The sequence below is a fragment of the Aquisalimonas sp. 2447 genome (genome assembly GCF_012044895.1).
Classification (GTDB): Bacteria; Pseudomonadota; Gammaproteobacteria; order Nitrococcales; family Aquisalimonadaceae; genus Aquisalimonas.
The window spans coordinates 3531652-3549891 of sequence record NZ_CP050695.1 but is presented as its reverse complement, the minus strand read 5'-3'; the positions used below and the strand labels follow the sequence as shown (position 1 = coordinate 3549891).

Below are 18240 nucleotides of genomic sequence, written 5' to 3'. Positions count from 1 at the left end.
GAAGTTGCAAATTGCTCGTGGCCTGACTAATGCACGCGCTATGCCAGAATCCCCGTGCGTCGTTACGATGCCCGGGAAATCCGGCCCGGAGCCCGTTACCGCGCTCCTGTTGGGCCGGTAGCGCGCCCACTTGCCGGCTACGATCGTGACACATAATGTGTAAATATGGCACATGGGACAAGAATGCTACGCGCCGTGAAGCCGCTCCTGGCACTCTGGAATCACCGGTACAGCCTGCGCTGGGCGCTGATCCTGCGCGTCCTAGTGCCATTGCTTGTGGCCATGAGTCTGGTGACGGCCGTTGGGCTGAGGACGCTGGAATCGTCCATCGAGACGCAGATGCAGGAAGACGTCGAACTGGTGGCGCGGGCAGTCCGTCTTCCCATCAGCGACAGCCTCGAGCGTGGTGAGGACGCCAGCGTGCGTCAGGCCCTGGAGTCGGTGTTCCGGATCGGCCGTGTCTATGGTGCCTACGTCTACGACCAGGAAGGGGATCTGGTTGCCGCGGTAGGTGCGGTCAACCCGGCTGCGGAGAAACAGGACGTCGCCGGGCGTGCCGCCGACGGCGAGCGCAGCGGCGGCTACGAGGAGATTCAGGGGCAGGAGGTGTATTCCTACTTCGAGCCGCTCACCGACAGCAGCGGGCGCATTAGTGGTTTGTTGCAGGTCACCCGGCGTGGCAGTGATTTCCGGGAAGATATCGGCCGGTTGCGGCTACAGGCGTTCTCCTTCATGGGCGGTGCCGGGCTGGTCATTACCGGGCTATTGCTGTTCGGCCACCGGGAGGCGATCGGCAAGCATCTTGCAGGCCTCGCCGGGAGCATGGCGCGGATCGAGAGTGGTGAGCGGGATCATCGCGCCAGCGGCGAGGGACCCAAGGAAGTGCGGTCGCTGAGTAATGCATTCAACACCATGTTGAACAGTATCGAAGCCGCCGAGCGGGAGATTGCCGAGCGCCGGTCGGATCAGGCGCGGCTGGAGGGCGAGCTTCGCCATGCGGAGAAGCTCGCGGCCATCGGGCGGCTGTCTGCCGGTGTGGCGCACGAACTGGGGACGCCGTTGAGCGTGATCGACGGCAAGGCCCAGAGAGCGTTGCGGCACGCCGACAGTGATTCGCGCCAGGAGCGCTCGCTGCAGCAGATTCGCGACGAGGTCTCGCGCATGGAGCATATCGTGCGGCAGCTGCTGGAATTCGGGCGATCGTCGAATCGCCAGTTCCGCTGGACCCGGATCGGTGATCTGGTGGGGGCTGCGCTCACGGCACTGGAGGATCGTTTCCGGGAACACGGGGTCGCGGTGATCGTCCGCGGCGAGACACCCGGCGCCGACTTCTGCGTCGATCCCGTACGCATCGAGCAGGTGCTGGTGAATCTGCTGCGTAATGCCCTCCAGGCGGGAGCCACGAAGCTCACCCTGGACTGGGGTGATGACGACGGCACCGTCTGGCTGCAGGTGGATGACAACGGCCCCGGGGTTCCCCAGGACATCCGGGAGAGGCTGTTCGAGCCGTTCTTCACCACCAAGTCCGTGGGTGAAGGGACCGGCCTGGGCCTTGCCGTTGTGCACGGGATTGTCACGGAGCACGGCGGCACCATCGCCGTCGATGCCAGTGCCGACGGCGGCGCCAGCTTCCGACTGACCCTGCCGCGCCAGGGCAATCCGGATGATGTGGAACATAACGGGCAGGGGAGCAAGCATGACAAAGAAGGCGGCGAAGCAGCCGGAGAAGGTCCTGCTGGTCGAGGATGACCGCGGCCTGCGGGAACTGCTGCTGGATGAACTCGAGGACGCCGGCATGGAAGCCCAGGCGGTGGATTCCGCCGAAAAGGCGCTGAAGGCGCTGCAGCAGGCCAGCCCGGATCTGGTGATCAGCGATCTGCGCCTGCCCGGCATGGATGGCATGACCCTGCTACAGGAGGTGCGCAATCTGCACGCCCGGCCCGCGTTCCTGATTATCACGGCCTTCGGCACCATTTCCCAGGCCGTGGATGCCCTCAAGCAGGGTGCCGACGAGTTCCTGACCAAGCCCCTGGACCTGGAGCACTTCATGCTGGCGGTGAACCGCCTCATGGAGACGCGCCGCCTCCGCGGCGAGGTCCAGCGCTTCCGCGAGATCATGGAGCAGGACAGCTTCCACGGCATGATCGGGCGTGGCCGCACCATGCAGGTGATGTTCGATCAGATCCGCCAGCTGGCCCGGGCCGCGGGGCCGGTGCTGGTGGCTGGCGAAAGTGGCACCGGCAAGGAGCTGGTGGCCCGGGCCATCCACGCCGAGAGCAGTCGCGCCCGGGCGCCGTTCCAGGCGGTGAACTGTGCCGGCGTGCCCGCGGAACTGCTGGAGAGCGAGTTCTTCGGCCACGAGGCCGGCGCCTTCACCGGCGCCTCCAAGACCCACAAGGGCCTGTTCGATCAGGCCGACGGCGGCACCCTGTTCCTGGATGAAATGGGCGAGATGCCCATGGCACTGCAGGCCAAGCTCCTTCGGGTGCTGCAGGACGGTGTCATCCGCCCGGTTGGTGCGAACAAGGAGCACCAGGTGGATGTCCGCGTGGTGGCTGCCACTAACCGCAATCTCGAGGAGCTGATCGAGTCCGGTGACTTCCGCGAGGACCTCTACTACCGCCTGGAGACCTTCACCCTGCGGGTGCCGCCGCTGCGGGAGCGGGAGGACGACATGGAACTGCTCGCCGCCCGCTTCCTGGAGCGGTTTGCCGTGCAGATGGACCGCGATGTGCAGGGTTTCACGCCGGCGGCCATGCAGTGTCTCAAGCAGTACGGTTTCCCGGGCAACGTGCGCGAACTCGAGAATGCCATCGAGCGTGCGGTGACCTTCTGCCACGACGAGCAGGTGGACGTGGAACACCTGCCGGCGCGCATGCAGGAACACCAGCGCCCTCAGGTGGACAGCTCCAGTCTCAACCATGTCATGGAGCAGTTCCTGGACTCGCCCATCCTGCCCACCCTGGATGAACTCGAACGTCGCTACATCAGCTACGTACTGGAACAGGTGGGGGGCAACAAGCGCCGTGCCGCCGCGCTGCTCAACGTCAGCCGCCGCACCCTCTACCGCCGCCTGGACGAGGAGAGCGACCAGCGCATCAACGGTTAACGCCGTTGCCGGTACGGGGTAACCGTTGGACGGTGCCAGCGCCCCCGCGTAGGGCGGACGTTTACGTCCGCCTTCCCCCGATTTCAAGTAACCGTAGTATCCGTAGGGCGGACCTTCAGGTCCGCCGTCTCAAGACATAGAAGCCAAAGGGGCTTATCGAAGCATGAACGGCGGACCTGAAGGTCCGCCCTACGAGGTCAGCTACGGGTCCACCTCCGGGTCGTCCTGCACCCAGTCCGCCAGGTAGTCCTCCAGGTCATCCGGGTCCACCTCTGCCTCGGGGGTCAGCCGGTCGCGCACCGAGATCCCCGCTTCGTGCACCGTCTCCCTGGACCCCGACACCAGATGGTGCCACCAGGCCAGGCCGCGGCCCTCGGCCACGCGGCGGTAGGCGCAGCTCTCGGGCAACCACGGGGCCGTGCGGGCGAGTTCGGGAGTCATCTGCAGGCAGTCCGGCACGTGCCGTCGCCGGTTGGCGTAGTCGCTGCACAGGCAGTCGTGGCAGTCCAGCAGCCGGCAGGCGATGCTGGTGGGGTAGACCTCCCCGGTGTCCTCGTCTTCCAGCTTGTGGGTGCAGCAGCGGCCGCAGCCATCGCACAGGGACTCCCACTCGGTGGCGGTCATCTCCTCCAGCGTCTTGGTTTCCCAGAATGGGCGTTTATCGAAGCTCATGACAATCCGGGCAGCCGTTTACGCGTTGAGAACCACAATGGCACCGTTCAGCGCCACTGCGTAGGTGACCCAGAGCAGGTAAGGCACCAGCAGCAGGCCCGCCGGTCGGCGCACGCGCAGGAAAAGCAGCAACGTCGCCAGCAGCGCCGTCCACAGCAGCAGGATGTCCACGAAGGCGGCAACAATGGCGTGCTGACCGAAGAAAAACCAGGACCACAGGCCATTCAGTACCAGCTGCCCCAGGAACAGCAGCAGGGCCGGCCACGCCAACGGCTCCTGCAGGCGCCGCTCCCAGATCATCCACGCGGACACGCCCATGAGCGTGTACAGCACCGTCCAGGCCGGCGCGAACAGCCAGTCCGGCGGTGTCCAGGCGGGCTTGTCGAGCTGGGCATACCATTCACCCGGGTCGGTGACCATGGCAGCCAGGGTGGCTACGACGAAACACACGGACAGCCAGGCCAGCAGAGCGATCAGGGACAGTCGGGTCATGGTGGAGGTCGGATCTCCCGGTTGCGGGGTTCGTCGTGGCGGTGACAGGGCGTTATACTTGCGCGCCTTCACTCGGTACACAAGCGCTGGCGCATCGCCGCCGCTCAATGCTAACCCCCGGACGCAACGCATGAGCAACCTCTCCGAAACCGTGGCCCAGCGCCGCACCTTTGCCATTATCTCGCACCCGGACGCGGGCAAGACCACAGTGACCGAGAAACTGCTGCTCTACGGTGGCGCCATCCAGGTCGCCGGTACGGTCAAGGGGCGCAAGGCCGATGCCCACGCCACCTCCGACTGGATGCAGATGGAGCAGGAGCGCGGCATTTCGGTGACCTCGTCGGTGATGCAGTTCCCCTACCTGGACACCACGGTCAACCTGCTGGACACCCCGGGCCATGCGGATTTCTCCGAGGACACCTACCGGGTGCTCACCGCCGTGGATTCGGCGCTGATGGTCATCGACGCCGCCAAGGGCGTCGAGGAGCGCACCATCAAGCTCATGGACGTCTGCCGGCTGCGCACCACGCCGATCATGACCTTCGTCAACAAGCTTGACCGCGAGGGGCGGGACCCCATGGAACTCCTGGACGAGGTGGAGGACGTGCTCAACATCCGCTGCGCCCCCATCACCTGGCCCATCGGCATGGGTAAGGGGTTCAAGGGTGTCTACCACCTCTACAACGAGGCGGTACATCTGTTCAGCCCCACCCACGGCGGCAAGGTGCAGCACGGCGAGGTGATCCAGGGGCTGGACAATCCGCGCCTGGACGAGCTTTTCGGCGCCGGCGAGGCGGAGGCCCTGCGCGAGGAAATCGAGCTCATCCGCGGCGCCAGCCACGCCTTCGACAAGGAGGCCTACCTCCGCGGCGAGCTCACGCCGGTGTTCTTCGGCTCGGCCATCAACAACTTCGGCATCCAGGAACTGCTGGATGACTTCGTCAGCTATGCGCCGGAGCCCCAGCCGCGGGAAGCCGCCGAGCGCACGGTGGACCCGTCGGAAGGGAAGCTCACCGGTTTCGTGTTCAAGATCCAGGCGAACATGGACCCGAACCACCGGGACCGGGTGGCGTTCATGCGGGTGTGCTCCGGGCACTTCCAGCGCGGCATGAAGGTGCGCCATGTGCGCCTGGGCAAGGACGTGAAGATTCCCAACGCCATCACCTTCATGGCCTCGGATCGGGATCAGGCCGAGGATGCCTACCCGGGGGACATTATCGGCCTGCACAACCACGGCACCATCCAGATCGGTGATACCTTCACCCAGGGGGAATCCCTGAAGTTCACCGGCATCCCGAACTTCGCCCCGGAACTGTTCCGCCGTGTGGTGCTCAAGGATCCCATGCGCATGAAGGCCCTGCAGAAGGGCATCGAGCAGCTCTGCGAGGAGGGCGCTTCACAGCTTTTCCGGCCGCTGAACAACAACGACCTCATCGTCGGTGCCGTGGGGGTGCTGCAGTTCGACGTGGTCGCTCACCGCCTCAAGAGCGAGTACGGCGTGGATGCGCTGTTCGAACCGGTGAACGTCAATACCGCACGATGGGTGACCTGCGACGATCCGAAGAAGCTCGAGGAGTTTCGCCGCAAGGCGGGCGATAACCTGGCCGAGGACGTGGGCGGCAATCTCACCTACCTGGCACCCACCAGGGTCAATCTCGACCTCACCCAGGAACGCTGGCCGGACATCGCGTTCCACGCCACCCGCGAGCATTGAGAGGCCGGCGTATTCGCCCGGCGGTCTGGGCGCGTGCTGTAGGGTGGACCTTCAGGTCCACCTTCCCCCGACATGCAAGCCAAGGTGGTTCGTCGAAGGACCGTAGGGCGGACCTTCAGGTCCGCCGGCAGGAGACATGCAAGCAAAGGTGGTTCGTCGCAGCCCGCCATGGTGGACCTGAAGGTCCACCCTACAACTACATGGTGATCAGGCGCTCGAAGATGCGGAAACCGGCGATATAGGTCCCCGCCGCCGAGCCCAGGGTGGCGAACAGGAACACCAGCAGCGTGCGCGAGACGCGGTTGCGCCACCAGCCCTTCAGTGAGGCGACATCGGTACGCAGGCTGGCGAAATGACCCACGTTGGGCTTGCGCATGGTCATTTCGATGGCGGCGGCCACGAACCCGGCGCCGATGGTGGGGTTCAGGGATGTCAACGGTGCCGCGAAGAAGGTGCCGATGATGGTCACGGGGTGCGCCCAGGCCAGTGTTGCGGCGGCGGCGGACAGCACGCCGTTGATCAGGAACCACTCCCCCACCAGCTGGGCACCGAGCTGGGGGTTGCGGGTGAAGCCGATGACGAAGCCCGAGAGGATCAGGGCAACAATGATCCACGGGATCATGCGCGGCCACCGGACTTTCTTCGGCACCGTGTCCAGCCGTTCCCGCTCGGCCCCGACATTAGCGGGTGCCGGCGCCTCCAGGTGCTGTGCCAGCCCTTTCAGATGCCCCGCGCCGATCACCACCAGCACGTTGCGGTACTGCCCCGCGCCGTTCTCTTCCCGCAGGCGCAGCGCCATGTAGCTGTCACGCTCGGCGATCAGCGGCTGGTACAGCCGCTCGGAGCGCTCCGCGAATTCGGCGAAGGTAGATTCCAGGACGTCCCCTTCCTTGAGTTGTTCGATTTCCTCGGGACTGATGTCCTGGCGTGTCACCAGGCTGGCCATGAGCCCGGAAATGAGGCTGAAGCGTTGCCACCAGGGTACGTTGTGGTAGACCCGCCGCAGGGTGATGCCGATGTCCCGGTCCACCAGCATCACCGGCAGCCCCGCGGCCTTGGCCTCGTCCACGGCGGCCTTCATTTCGGCGCCGGGCTGGATGCCGGCCTGCTCCGCCACCCGCTGCTGGTAGGCACCCAGGGCCAGACTGGCCGCCACCATGCCTGCCTTGCCCTCACGCATGACCTGGAACAGGTCCATGCGGGCCATGCTGTCCGGCTGGGTCAGGCTCTGGTAGCGCGTGGAGCACAGCTCCACGGCCACGGCATCGAACTCGCCGGAGCGGATCAGGTCGGTGACCTCCTCGGCACTGGCCCGGGAGACGTGGGCGGTGCCGAGGAGGGTGTAGCGGCTGTCACCGGTGCTGATCTCCCGGCGAGGGCCGCCGGACTGGGCTGGAGGGGCCATGGATTTTTCCCGCGCAGGATACGACTGGAGCCGCGATTATCCATGATCGCGACATGTTTCCCAAGGGAGACGCCGGCAGGCGACAGTTGCGGGCGCGACAGGGGGTATCCTTCGGGGGTAATCTCATGGGCGGTATCATCCGTTACGGAGAGCGGCATGCTCCATCGACTGCGCCGCTGGCGGCGCGAACGCATACTTGAGCGCGAAGGTATCGACCCGGCGCTGTGGCAGGAGCTCATGCAGGGGCTGCCGCAGTTCGCCGGCCTGGATACCGACGAGCGCGAGCGCTTGCGCGAGCTGGCGTCGCTGTTCCTGCATGAAAAGCAGGTAGAGCCGCTGGACGGCCTGGAGCTGGATGCCAGCATGCGGGGCGGTCTTGCTGCGCTGGCCTGCCTGCCGGTCCTGAACCTGGGCCTGTCGGCCTACCGGGGCTGGCACACGGTGCTGGTGTATCCCGGCGGTTTCCTGGCCCGGCACGCCTACACCGATGATGCCGGGGTGGCGCACGAGGAGGTCAGTCCCCTGGCAGGTGAGGCCTGGGAGGGCGGGCCGGTGGTGCTCTCCTGGGATGACGTGGAGCGATCCCTGGATCTCGACGGCTACAATGTGGTCATCCACGAACTCTGCCACAAGCTGGACATGGTCAATGGCGATGCCAATGGCCACCCGCCGCTGCCCGCGGAGATGTCGCTACAGGCCTGGACGGCTGCCTTCAGCGAGGCCTACCACGCGCTGTGCCGGAATGTGGAGGAGGAACGCGAGACGTTTCTGGACCCCTATGCCGCGGAAGCGCCGGGGGAGTTTTTCGCCGTGGCATGCGAAGCCTTCTTCGAGCAGCCTGCGGGTCTGCGCGACGCCCTGCCCGGGGTGTATGAGCAACTGCGACGGTATTTTCGCCAGGATCCGGCGCATCGCCTGCCCGGCGTTTACGTGTAGTAACAGGGGATCAGTCGTCCGCGTCGTCCTCTGCCGTCTCGTCGTTGCCCTCGTCCTCGGGCGCCTGGTCAGCGTCCTTGTCGTCGTCGGCGTCATCCATCGCGTCAACGTCCTCGGCCTCGTCATGGCAGGTGGGGTCCATGGTGAACTTCGGGCCCGAGTCCACCAGCACGTAGCCTTCCATGAAATTGCGGCCGATCAGCATCTGGTAGCTCAGCTCCTCCCGGTCTGCCAGGTTGATTTCCGCCTTGCGGCGGATGTGTCCCAGGCACATGTCCATTCTTACCACGTGGCGCCGGGTGGTCCCTGCGGCGCTGCGGATGCGCACGGTGCGCTCGATGGGCAGCTCGAAGGTGTGGCTGTCGCCGTCTGCGTCCGTGATCTCGAAACGAACCCAATCCTCGCCATCCTTGTCGAATTCCTCGGTATCTGGAGCGTTAATGGATGACGTGTCGGCGCCGGTGTCGAGCTTGGCTTCCATGATCAGGTCACTGTCCATCAGCTTGACCCGTTCGATCCATCCGAAGATGCTCTTGCCAAAGGCATCGCCCGCCACCGCGAGCAGGGTAAGCGCAGCGACGGTGAGTGTCAGGCGGAGAGGCTGGCGCATTGGTCGGTTATCCGTGTGTTCTGGGTTCTGAGCCGCCGGAGTCTTGCAAGCCCCCGGTGAAACGTCAACGGCTGCCCGTTATCAACGGCGCCTGTGGAAGGAGACAACGCGTGGGCAAACTGGTTCTTGCACTGACCGTAGCGGGTGTGCTGGTGGGTGGTGCCGCCGCCGCATCGGCGGAGACAGTGCGCGTCACCCCGGTGACGTGGGACGGCCGCACTGTCGACGGCGCACCTCTGAATGAGCCCGGCCGCGTGGAGTCCGGTCCCGAGGACCGTGACGCCCTGATCGTGACGCTGTACCAGCAGGGGCCGGCCCAGGTGGCCGAGCGTCGCACTGCGGGGCTGCGTCGCGGCGAGCAGGCGTTGCGACTGCTCGGCGTGCCCGCGAGTCTACAAGCCGATACGTTGATGGTGGTCGGTGAGGGGAGTCCCCGGGTTGCTCGCACCCGCTTGCGTCAGGGGCAACTGACACCGGAGCGCCTTCTGGCGGCGCACCAGGGGCGCGAGATCACTCTTGTTCGCGATGCAGATGCGGGCGACACCGTCGAGCGCACAGTGCGGGTGCTTGCCGTGGAGGGTGATCGGGCCGTGGTGCAGGGGGACGCCGGTGTGGAAACGCTTCTGCCCGGCAGCCCCTGGCGGCCGGTATTCCAGGAACTGCCGCCTTCGTTGTCCGCGACACCGGCGCTGGACCTGGTCCTGAACACCGATCTCCCCGGGCGGCAGCGCCTGGATTTCAGCTACCTGGCTGATGGCCTGGACTGGCAGGTGGGGTACGTGATGACCGTCAGCGCGGATACGCAGGCCATGGACCTGGACGCCTGGGCAACGCTGCGCAACCGCACCGGGACGCCGTTCTCCAATGCAGACGTGCGGCTGGTGGCCGGAGCATCCGCCGATGCCACGGTGCGGCCCGAGCAGCTGGCCAGTCGCGCTCTGGACGATCAGGTGGGTGACACGGAGGCAGTCGCTGATCAGCACCGTTTCCGGTTGCAGAGTCCGGTGACCCTGGAGGCCGGTGACGAACAGCAGGTCCGCTTCCTCGGTGCCGAGGACGTGGCGCTGACCCGGGAATACCGCATGCGCGGCGGCGTTGGCTTCGGTCGCCAGGGGCGCGGCAGCTTTCAGCCGGTGACAGTGCATCTGACCTTCGTCAACGACGAGCCGGCGCTGGGGCAGCCACTACCCGGTGGCCGCGTGCGGGTGTATCAGCTGGACAGCGACGGTGAGCCAGTGCTTGCCGGTCAGGATCGATTGCGGCCCACACCGACAGGGGAGGAGGCGGAGATCACCATCGGCGCTGCGTTTGATCTCACCGCAGAGCGGCGACAGACGCGCTTCCGCCGACTGGACGAGCGTACCGAGGAACAGGGCTGGGAGGTCCGCCTGCGCAATGCCGGGGAAGTGGACCGGGAGGTGACCGTGGTGGAGACCCTGCCCGGAGACTGGACCATGCTGGAGGAGTCCGTCGACCACACCCGGCCGGAAGCCGGCATGGCACGCTGGACGCTGGATGTTCCCGCCGGCGGCGAGGCCACGCTGAACTTTACTGCCGAGATCCGGCGTTGACCCGTGTTGCCGACGGGGCAGGAGCGCCTTCCCCGGGTCGGCCTGGGTCGGCGAGGGCGCTGGCCGGCTGGGGGAAGCTGAACAGGTAGCCCTGCATGGTATGGCAGTCCATGGACTGCAGGGCGCGCATCTGTTCCGTGGTCTCGACCCCCTCGGCCACCACCGCCAGGCCCAGGCCCCGGGCCATGGCGACAATGGTCTGTACCAGCGTTGCCTCGTCGCCACTGTTCTGCAGGCCCTGGATGAATGACTGGTCGATCTTGAGGGTGTGGATGGGCAGGCGCTGCAGATAGCTCAGGGACGAGTAGCCGGTGCCGAAATCGTCGATGGCGAAGGTAATGCCGCGTCCGCTCAGATCCCGCAGTTTGTCCACCACCACCTCGGTATTGCGAAGCAACAGGTGTTCGGTGATCTCGAACTCCAGTCGCTCCGGGGGAAAACCGGTGGTGTTGAGCACATCGACCACGCCGTCGACGAAGTCGGGCTGCTCCACCTGCAGACTGGAGAGGTTGACGGCCAGCCGTGGTGGATTGCCGGGAGGACCCAGCGTCAGGCATTCGCGGCAGGCCTCGCTCAGGAGCCACAGGCTGATGGGTACGATGAGCCCCGTTTGTTCCGCCACCGGGATGAAGTCCATGGGCGCAATCGCGCCGCGTTCCGGATGCTGCCAGCGCAACAGGGCTTCCAGGCAGGTCGTCTGACCGTCACTGGCGTTCACCTGGGGCTGATAGACCACGCTGAGTTCGTTGTTGCCCAGCGCCCGGCGCAGGCCGGTTTCCATGCTCAGATAGTGATCCAGGCGTGATCCCATGTTGGTGTCGTAGAAGGCGAAATGCGTCGCCTCTGTTGCCTTGGCGTGGTACATGGCGGCGTCGGCATGCTTTACCAGTGTCTCCATGGTCTCGCCGTGCTGGGGATAGACGGCGATGCCGATGCTCACCCCCAGGTAGATCTCCTGCTCGTCCAGGGTAAACGCCGGTTCCAGGGCATTGACGCATTTCTCGGCCACCCGGGCCGCCGAATCTTCGCGCTCCAGCTTGGGCAGCAGGATGGTGAATTCGTCGCCGCCCATGCGCGCCAGCGTGTCGCCCTCGCGGAGGCAGTCCCGGAGCCGCCGGGCCACGTTCTCCAGCAGCCGGTCACCGAAGGAGTGGCCGAGACTGTCGTTGACCATCTTGAATCGGTCCAGGTCCAGGAACAGCACGGCCGCGGAGGCCTGGGCGCGCCGCGCCTGGGCCAGGGTCTGGCGCAGGCGGTCCTGGAACAGCACCCGGTTGGGCAGCCCGGTGAGCATGTCGTGGTGGGCCTGGTGTCGGATGATGGCCTCGGCGTGCTTGCGTTCAGTGACGTCACGGGCAACGCCGTAGGTGCCCAGGAAACGCCCGGCGGCTTCGCCGTCGCCGTCCCCATACATACCCATGGCATTGAGGTCCACATACACCGGGTGGCCGCCGCGGGCCGGCTGCAGCCGCAGTTCCAGCCCCCGGGTTGCGCGGTCGCCGGTGCGGCGCTCGTTGAAGCAGCACTGGGCCAGGGCGCGGTCGGCACGGGTAATGATCTGGCTGAAATGGCGGCCCAGCAGCATCTGCGGCTGGTAGCCCAGCAACCGCTGGATGGTGTCGTTGACGAAGGTGAACCGCCCTTCGTCGTCGAGGACATAGATCAGGTCCGGGGAGCTGTCGACGATGTACTGATAAAGGCGTTCCGAGCGCCGCAGGCGGTTGCTGATTTCGCGATTGCGCCGGCTTAGATCGCGTCGCTCCAGGGTGTTCTGCACTGTGACCAGCAGCTCTTCGGGGCTGCAGGGTTTGCGCAGGAAATCCGACGCGCCGTGTCGCAGCGCCTGGACCGGAGCCTGCGACGACGGGTCAGCGGTGAACACCACCACGTCCACGTCCCGGTGGCCGTCCCGCAGTTCGCGGAGGAGTGCCAGGCCGTCCCCGTCGGGAAACCGGGGGTCCAGCAGCACCACGCCGTGATGGCCGCCGGCGAGCATACTACGGGCTTCACTCAGGGAGTCCGCCGTGTCCAGCGGCAAGGCACGGCTCGCCGCGAGCGCCTGCAGACTCGCCAGCATGCGTGGCTGCGCATCGATCGCCAGCACGCGTTCGTGAGATTGATCCCCTGCCATTGAAGCCATCCCACCCGTGCCCGTTCAGGTTCTTGTTGTCCGCTCGCGGCTCCGCCCGCGGTCTCTCGCGGGTTGTCGCCAGTCGTCAACGGTGCCCGGCGGTAGCCGCATGGTCAGGCGGGCGCCGGAGGCACCATTACCTGCATGCGCGCTCCTTCGCCATGGATCCATCGGTATGTCAGCAGCCCACCCGCGTCCCGCAACAGGGTGGCGGCCATGGTCAGTCCTTCGGCATTGGCGGCATGGGGTGCGCCACTCGGCGCACTGCCGACCGCCAGACGCTGCCGGATTTCCGCTGGCAGATCCGGTCCATCGTGTTCCAGCAGAATCTCAATGTACCGTTGCCCGGAGGTTTCCACCAAACCAGTGGTGCGCACGCTCAGGGTGACGCCGCCGCCGATGTGCTCGCCCAGGAGTCGCAGCAGGTTGAGAAGGATCTGCTGCAGCGTTGTCGGTCCGGCTGGGCCCGTCTCCCCATCGAGGTCCGGATTCAGGCTCAGCTCGACCCGTGCATTGGCCGGCAGCGCGCCACCGCGTTCGGCAACACGCACTGCGCGTCGCACCTGCTGGTTGATGCTGGCCGCGCGGGAGCCGTCGTCATGGGTGGCCAGCAGTCGTGACAGCCGCTCCGCCTCCTCGTTCAGGGCCAGCAGCTGTCCGCGTGCGGGGTTGCCGTCCTCAATGTGTGTCTCCAGCGTGGCCAGGTAGTTGCGCAGAATGGCCAGCGGCTCGCTGGCCTCGCGCACCAGATCGTCTTGATCGACCCGCGCTGCGGCGACGCCGTCGGCAACGGCGGCGTTGTGCCGCTGGCGTTGCCGGTCCGCGGCATGCAGCGCATCGCCGGCCTCGCGGGCAAAGGCCAGAAGCAGGGGCGATTCGTCCAGCAGGGCGGAGACCTGGTCGTGACGAATGCCCAGGACGAGTACCCCGGCCGGTGCCTCGCCGGTGGCCATGGGCAGGCAGAGCAGTCCGTCACCGGGTAGCTGGGCCCGGAGCTGGCGGTCCACCACACTGAGTCGCGATTCCACGGCCGGGTCCAGCGTGTGCACCGGCTGCCCGTCCAGCAGGCATTCCGCCATCAGGCTGCGCCCGCGCTCCAGGGGCAGGGTCAGCTCCGCCAGCCTCGGGTCGGCGCCGCTGGGCGGCAGCACTCGCATGAGTCCGTGCTCCCTGTCGGTCTGGAGACAGAGCATGTGCCGGATGCCGAACAGCAGCACCGCGCAGCGGGCAATGCCGTCTACCGGCGCGTCGCCCCTGAGGTGCCGGCGCACATCGCCCATCAGTGTGGCCTGTCGCAGTTCCTGGGCGACCGGCCCGTCGCGGCCGTCGACGGTGGGAGCTGCAGTCGCCGCGCCGCCCAGGGCGTTGTGGATCCGCTCCTGGTCGGTGGCGGCGTGGGCGAGAATGGCAGCGACGGCCGTGGGCCCGAGGTCGAACAGGCAGGCCGCGGCATGACGTGTGACCGCGTCGGGTTCGTGGCGTTGCGGCGCAAGGGTGCGGGCCAGGGCGGTGGTGCGGACCAGAGCGTGCGCGTCGGCAAGCTGCTCCGCGGGTTCCTGCTGGAAACGCACGGCATCCACGACCAGGGCCGGCACATGCCAGCGTTCCAGCAATTCGGCGCCGAGGCTGACATGATCGATACCGAACCGGTCGCGCTCCAGGCTGGCCAGGTGGTGTTCGCCGGCAGCCGCCTCATTGAGGAGCGCTGCATAGTCGTCGCGGAGCTGGTGCGACATGGCCAGCTGGCCGATGTTGTGCAACAGGCCCGCCAGGTAGGCTTCTTCCGGGTGGGCGTTGCCGCAATGGCGGGCGAGCTGGTAACCAATGGTGGCGCAGGCGATGGCACGGTGCCAGATGCGCGGGAACCACTCCCGGTCATGGCCGCCAACAACGCCGAAGTACTGCTGCACCGTAGCGGCCAGGGCAAGGCTGCGCACGGTGTTCATGCCCAGGGCATGCACTGCTGCATCCAGAGATGTATGTGGCTGCTGCTGGCCGAATACCGGCGCCGAAGCGGCGGCGAGCATGCGCGTGCTGAGCGCGGAGTCACGGCTGATGACCCGTGATGCGTCTGCGGGCACCGCCTCGTCGTCCGTGCACAGCCGCATCAGCGGTAGCAACAGATCAGGCGGGCTGGGCAGGTTATTGAGACGCGTGCGTCGCAATGTATCGGCGGAGACTGATCCCATAACGCCACTCTTGAGTAATCGTTCAGCGACGTCAAGGACTTCCGCGCAAGATAACCGTTGAGAGATGTTCAGCCAGGGTCGCTGTCGTCGGTAGTGGCCAACTGCGCGAGGATGACGGCGGTAATGTCCTCGGGCGATGCACCGGCCGGCGCGGGGATGCGCAGGTCGGCATGGCGTGCGTACAGGGGCAGGCGCTCGCTGGCGAGATCAGAGAGATCCTGGTCGGGCCGCATGGCGAGCCCGCGGTCGGCACCCGAGCCCACGCGCTGCTGTAGCGCAGCCAGGGGGACGTCCAGCCAGAGGATCCTGCCCAGGCGTTTCAGGGCCGTCATGGCGGGCTCGCTGTAGACCATGGAGCCGCCGGTGGCGATCACCGTATCGCGACAGTCCAGTGCCCGGGCCTCGGTTTCTTCGGCGGCCAGTACGCCTGCCGGGCCTTCCGCATCCACGATGGTCTGCAGTGAACATTTGCGGCTCGCCTCCACGAGGGCATCGGTGTCCACGAAGCGCCGTCCCAGCCGGTCAGCAAGCAGGCGCCCGATGGTGCTCTTGCCGCTGCCCGGCATGCCGATGAGAACGAGATTGCCGCGGTCCGCCATGCGCCTCCCCGGGGAACTGGTTTGCCCTGGCGCTATGATATACGGTGCGATCACGTACGACACCAACGCGGAGGACTTGCGATGACACCGGTTCGCACGATGGTAGCGGCGCTGATGGTGCTGCTGCTCGCCGGCTGTGCCCAGACCAGCCAACAGCTCCGCCTCGCCCCGGATGCGCAGATGGACGAGCGCACCATCGGTGATGGCCACACGGTGGCGCTGCGGGTGGTGGACGAGCGTGAGCATGCCCGCCTGGGGCAGCTCGAGAACCGCGACGGCGAGCATGCGGATCTGGTCGGCGCCGTCCAGGTGGAGGAGGTGGTGCGCCAGGCCGTGGAAGAGGGCCTGCGGGCCAGTGGTTTTGCCGTCGCCGGCTGGGACGCCGATGCCGAGCGACGCCTGGAGGTCCGGGTCCTGGACCTGGAGCACCGGGTCTCTGCCGGGCTCTCGCGGGATGTGTCCACCCGGATCGAGCTGCGCTCCGAGGGACATCGCGGCGAGAGTCGATTGAGCGGGCAGGCGCGGGCACGCGATTCGGATCGGGTCAGCCATCGCCCGGACGCCGACGACAATCAGGCCTATCTGGACGCCGCCCTGAGCCGGACCCTGGGGCGGCTGCTGAACGAGGAGCTGCTGGAGTTCCTCGCGGCGGACTGAATATGGGGCGGAACGGAACTGTGCGTGCGCACTGACGTCCAAATGCATGCTGACCGGGCGGTCAGCGGCATGGGCAGGATTCAGGAGTCACGGATGTTGAGACAATTGCTGCTGGGGACGATTCTCGTGGCGTTTGCGGGTGCGCCGGCCTTCGCCGGCGGCGACGGCGCCGACGAGGCGCGGGCGGCCCCGGAGATCCCGGAGTTCAGCGCCGTCTACGAACTCCGGCGCAACAATCTCCGGGGTGCGGAGCTCACGCGCACACTGCGGTGCCAGGATGACGGCCTCTGCCGGTTCAGCTCCGAGGGGCGAACCGTGGGCTTCGCCGATCTGCTCCTGCGCGGCCGCATCGAGGAATTCACCCGCTTCCGTCTGGATGCCGACGGCATTTACCCCAGGGACTACTCCTATCGCCAGCGCGCCCGCGGCGACAATGACGAATACGTTCGCCTGTTCTTCAATCCCGCCACCGGGCGTGTCAATAGCCGCGGCGACGACGAGTGGCAAGACGATATCGAGGGCGAGGTGATGGACGAGCTGCTGTCGCAGCTACGCCTGGCAATGGCGGTGCGCGCCGGCGAGACGGAGATGGAATTTACCGTGGTGGAAGGCGACGGCGAGCGGGAAGTGTACCGTTTCGAGGTCGCCGGTAATGAACGTATCGAGACCGACGCCGGAGCCTTTGACACGGTCAAGGTTCAGCGCGTTGGCGGTTCGGAGAGGCGCACCACCACCATGTGGTTTGCCCCGGAGCTGGAGTACATTCCGGTGGTGGTGAAGCAGGAGCACGTGGAGCGGGAGAACTACACCGCCACACTCAAGGAGATCAAGTCCGCGCCGAAGTTGCGCTCCATCGGCGGCTGATCGACCCGGCGCCGGGGGTGGTTCAGCGCTTCCCGGTCCTATTGCTCTTCGTCCGGCTCGCCGACATAGTCGATCCGCCAGATGCTGCCGTGGCGGGAATCCCCCAGGTAGAGGCTGCCATCCGGGCTCTGCGCCAGGGAGATGATAGCCCGCCCCCGGGGTGCCGGCCCTGCTGGCAGGCCCTCAACGAACACGCTGCGTTCGCCGGTTAACCGACCCTCGTCGTCCAGTGACAGGGCAGTGACCACGGGCGGTGTATCGGTATCGCCGGCGAAGGCGGCAAAGGCCGACTGCCGATAGTGTTCAGGGAACTGGTGGCCGCTGTAGAAGAGCAGGTCCGTTGGTGCCCGCGCCCCGGGGAACGTCATTTCCGGCGCCCGGAACAGCTTGCAACCGTTGCCCGGCTTCCCGTCGCGCTCGTAGTCGGGGGTTTCCAGGCGGCGGTGCCTGGCGGCGTCGTAGTAGCAGTAGGGCCAGCCGAAGTCACTTGCCGCGCCGATGCGCAGCAGTTCGTCGGCAACCTGTGGCAGCCGGTCTGCCATGGGTGCCTGGTCATCGACTCGGCGGGTCAGCGGGCCGGGTGCCTGTCCCAGCGCATACAACTGCTCCTCACGCGGGTTCCAGCTCATGCCGGTGGCATCCCGCAGGCCGGCGGCATAGTGTTCGGCGTCCTCCTGGCTCTGGCCGGCCTCATCACGCTGGAAAAACCAGATTCCGGCGGCACGGTCGCGCTCCCTGCACGGTGCTGCCGTGGCGGTGGCCTGCTCGTCCGGAGGGCATGATTCCCTGGCCGTGGCCACGCTGACGAAGACACCGTCCTCGTGGACCACCAGCGAGCGCGGGGCGTCGGTGTCGGGAAAGCCGTGGGCGATGACCCGCGGGCTGTCCCGCGGCCCCAGGCGCCCCTCGTGCAGTGGTGAGCTGAGTACCCGCCCCGGCTCTGCAAGGAACAGCCGGTCGCCCTGGATCGCCAGGCCGACGCCGCCGCGTTCACCGAAGCGGACCTGCTCGTCGAACCAGCCATCACCGTCCGTATCGCGCAGGCCGGCGATTCCTCCGGGCCCGTCCGGCGTATTCTGAATGGCAACGTAGAGGTCGCCATCGTCGGTGACGTCCATGTGGCCCATGGGACCAAGGTCCACCGCCACCAGACGGGCGCAGAACCCCCCCGGCACCACCGGCATGCCGGTCTCTTGTTTGCAGGCCTCCTCCGGTGCTGCCATCGCGAGCTGAGGGACCTGCCAGAGGGCCGCAACAAGGATGGCCGCGGTAATGTGGCGAATGTTCATGC

14 protein-coding genes and 1 pseudogene are annotated in these 18240 nt (G+C 66.6%); 7 read left to right on the top strand and 8 right to left on the bottom strand.

Annotated elements, in window-relative coordinates:
* The first annotated feature begins 183 nt into the window (after window positions 1-183).
* Entirely contained in the window at window positions 184-1749 is a 1566-nt protein-coding gene (locus KU884_RS16810) for an ATP-binding protein (RefSeq protein ID WP_167783694.1), read from the top strand.
* Complete coding sequence (locus KU884_RS16805; protein ID WP_167783693.1) at window positions 1697-3109, top strand: sigma-54 dependent transcriptional regulator; 1413 nt, start codon at window positions 1697-1699, stop codon at window positions 3107-3109. Before KU884_RS16810 ends, KU884_RS16805 begins: the two co-directional genes overlap by 53 nt.
* A 201-nt stretch (window positions 3110-3310) precedes the next feature.
* On the opposite strand, the gene KU884_RS16800 is transcribed toward KU884_RS16805, so the two are convergent.
* Window positions 3311-3781 carry a YcgN family cysteine cluster protein gene (locus tag KU884_RS16800; RefSeq protein ID WP_167783692.1) on the bottom strand — a complete coding sequence of 157 codons (471 nt, stop codon included), beginning with the start codon at window positions 3779-3781 and terminating at the stop codon, window positions 3311-3313.
* Between the two features lie 18 nt (window positions 3782-3799).
* Window positions 3800-4273 carry a TspO/MBR family protein gene (locus tag KU884_RS16795; RefSeq protein WP_167783691.1) on the bottom strand — a complete coding sequence of 158 codons (474 nt, stop codon included), beginning with the start codon at window positions 4271-4273 and terminating at the stop codon, window positions 3800-3802.
* A gap of 130 nt (window positions 4274-4403) precedes the next feature.
* On the opposite strand from KU884_RS16795, the gene KU884_RS16790 reads away from it, so the two are divergent.
* On the top strand, window positions 4404-5987 hold the full coding sequence (locus tag KU884_RS16790; RefSeq protein ID WP_167783690.1) for a peptide chain release factor 3: 1584 nt from the start codon (window positions 4404-4406) through the stop codon (window positions 5985-5987).
* Between the two features lie 196 nt (window positions 5988-6183).
* Here the strand turns inward: KU884_RS16790 and KU884_RS16785 are convergent, their stop codons facing one another.
* Window positions 6184-7392, bottom strand: a complete 1209-nt coding sequence (locus KU884_RS16785) for a TraB/GumN family protein (RefSeq protein WP_167783689.1) — start codon at window positions 7390-7392, stop codon at window positions 6184-6186.
* A 156-nt stretch (window positions 7393-7548) separates the two neighbouring features.
* Here KU884_RS16785 and KU884_RS16780 point away from each other — a divergent pair, with 156 nt between their 5' ends.
* Complete coding sequence (locus tag KU884_RS16780) at window positions 7549-8328, top strand: zinc-dependent peptidase (RefSeq protein ID WP_167783688.1); 780 nt, start codon at window positions 7549-7551, stop codon at window positions 8326-8328.
* A gap of 10 nt (window positions 8329-8338) precedes the next feature.
* Here KU884_RS16780 and KU884_RS16775 read toward each other — a convergent pair whose 3' ends face one another.
* Complete coding sequence (locus KU884_RS16775; RefSeq protein ID WP_167783687.1) at window positions 8339-8938, bottom strand: ATP-dependent zinc protease; 600 nt, start codon at window positions 8936-8938, stop codon at window positions 8339-8341.
* A gap of 110 nt (window positions 8939-9048) precedes the next feature.
* On the opposite strand from KU884_RS16775, the gene KU884_RS16770 reads away from it, so the two are divergent.
* Window positions 9049-10509, top strand: coding sequence for a DUF4139 domain-containing protein (locus KU884_RS16770; protein WP_167783686.1), 1461 nt, complete (start codon window positions 9049-9051; stop codon window positions 10507-10509).
* Here the strand turns inward: KU884_RS16770 and KU884_RS16765 are convergent.
* From KU884_RS16765 to KU884_RS16755, 3 genes and pseudogenes are all read right to left on the bottom strand, one after another.
* Window positions 10487-12640 carry a bifunctional diguanylate cyclase/phosphodiesterase gene (locus KU884_RS16765; protein WP_167783685.1) on the bottom strand — a complete coding sequence of 718 codons (2154 nt, stop codon included), beginning with the start codon at window positions 12638-12640 and terminating at the stop codon, window positions 10487-10489. The two genes, KU884_RS16770 and KU884_RS16765, sit on opposite strands and share 23 nt — an antisense overlap.
* Before the next feature lie 1604 nt (window positions 12641-14244).
* Window positions 14245-14748: pseudogene (locus KU884_RS19315) on the bottom strand (HDOD domain-containing protein); the annotation flags it as partial.
* Between the two features lie 149 nt (window positions 14749-14897).
* A complete protein-coding gene (locus KU884_RS16755; protein WP_167783683.1) occupies window positions 14898-15428 on the bottom strand; it encodes a shikimate kinase in 531 nt (176 codons plus the stop codon).
* An 81-nt stretch (window positions 15429-15509) separates the two neighbouring features.
* On the opposite strand from KU884_RS16755, the gene KU884_RS16750 reads away from it, so the two are divergent.
* Complete coding sequence (locus KU884_RS16750) at window positions 15510-16085, top strand: YajG family lipoprotein (RefSeq protein WP_167783682.1); 576 nt, start codon at window positions 15510-15512, stop codon at window positions 16083-16085.
* Window positions 16086-16178: 93 nt separating this feature from the next.
* The gene (locus KU884_RS16745; protein WP_167783681.1) at window positions 16179-16949 is read left to right on the top strand and encodes a DUF3108 domain-containing protein; all 771 of its coding nucleotides are present in this window, start codon (window positions 16179-16181) and stop codon (window positions 16947-16949) included.
* Window positions 16950-16987: 38 nt separating this feature from the next.
* On the opposite strand, the gene KU884_RS16740 is transcribed toward KU884_RS16745, so the two are convergent.
* Window positions 16988-18238 carry a sorbosone dehydrogenase family protein gene (locus tag KU884_RS16740; protein ID WP_167783680.1) on the bottom strand — a complete coding sequence of 417 codons (1251 nt, stop codon included), beginning with the start codon at window positions 18236-18238 and terminating at the stop codon, window positions 16988-16990.
* Window positions 18239-18240: the final 2 nt, after the last annotated feature.

Bases quoted from the DNA above. Each gene is read 5' to 3' on its own strand.
- KU884_RS16810 (WP_167783694.1), top strand. From the start codon at position 184: ATGCTACGCGCCGTGAAGCCGCTCCTGGCACTCTGGAATCACCGGTAC.
- KU884_RS16805 (WP_167783693.1), top strand. From the start codon at position 1,697: ATGACAAAGAAGGCGGCGAAGCAGCCGGAGAAGGTCCTGCTGGTCGAG.
- KU884_RS16800 (WP_167783692.1), bottom strand. From the start codon at position 3,781: ATGAGCTTCGATAAACGCCCATTCTGGGAAACCAAGACGCTGGAGGAG.
- KU884_RS16795 (WP_167783691.1), bottom strand. From the start codon at position 4,273: ATGACCCGACTGTCCCTGATCGCTCTGCTGGCCTGGCTGTCCGTGTGT.
- KU884_RS16790 (WP_167783690.1), top strand. From the start codon at position 4,404: ATGAGCAACCTCTCCGAAACCGTGGCCCAGCGCCGCACCTTTGCCATT.
- KU884_RS16785 (WP_167783689.1), bottom strand. From the start codon at position 7,392: ATGGCCCCTCCAGCCCAGTCCGGCGGCCCTCGCCGGGAGATCAGCACC.
- KU884_RS16780 (WP_167783688.1), top strand. From the start codon at position 7,549: ATGCTCCATCGACTGCGCCGCTGGCGGCGCGAACGCATACTTGAGCGC.
- KU884_RS16775 (WP_167783687.1), bottom strand. From the start codon at position 8,938: ATGCGCCAGCCTCTCCGCCTGACACTCACCGTCGCTGCGCTTACCCTG.
- KU884_RS16765 (WP_167783685.1), bottom strand. From the start codon at position 12,640: ATGGCAGGGGATCAATCTCACGAACGCGTGCTGGCGATCGATGCGCAG.
- KU884_RS16755 (WP_167783683.1), bottom strand. From the start codon at position 15,428: ATGGCGGACCGCGGCAATCTCGTTCTCATCGGCATGCCGGGCAGCGGC.
- KU884_RS16750 (WP_167783682.1), top strand. From the start codon at position 15,510: ATGACACCGGTTCGCACGATGGTAGCGGCGCTGATGGTGCTGCTGCTC.
- KU884_RS16745 (WP_167783681.1), top strand. From the start codon at position 16,179: ATGTTGAGACAATTGCTGCTGGGGACGATTCTCGTGGCGTTTGCGGGT.
- KU884_RS16740 (WP_167783680.1), bottom strand. From the start codon at position 18,238: ATGAACATTCGCCACATTACCGCGGCCATCCTTGTTGCGGCCCTCTGG.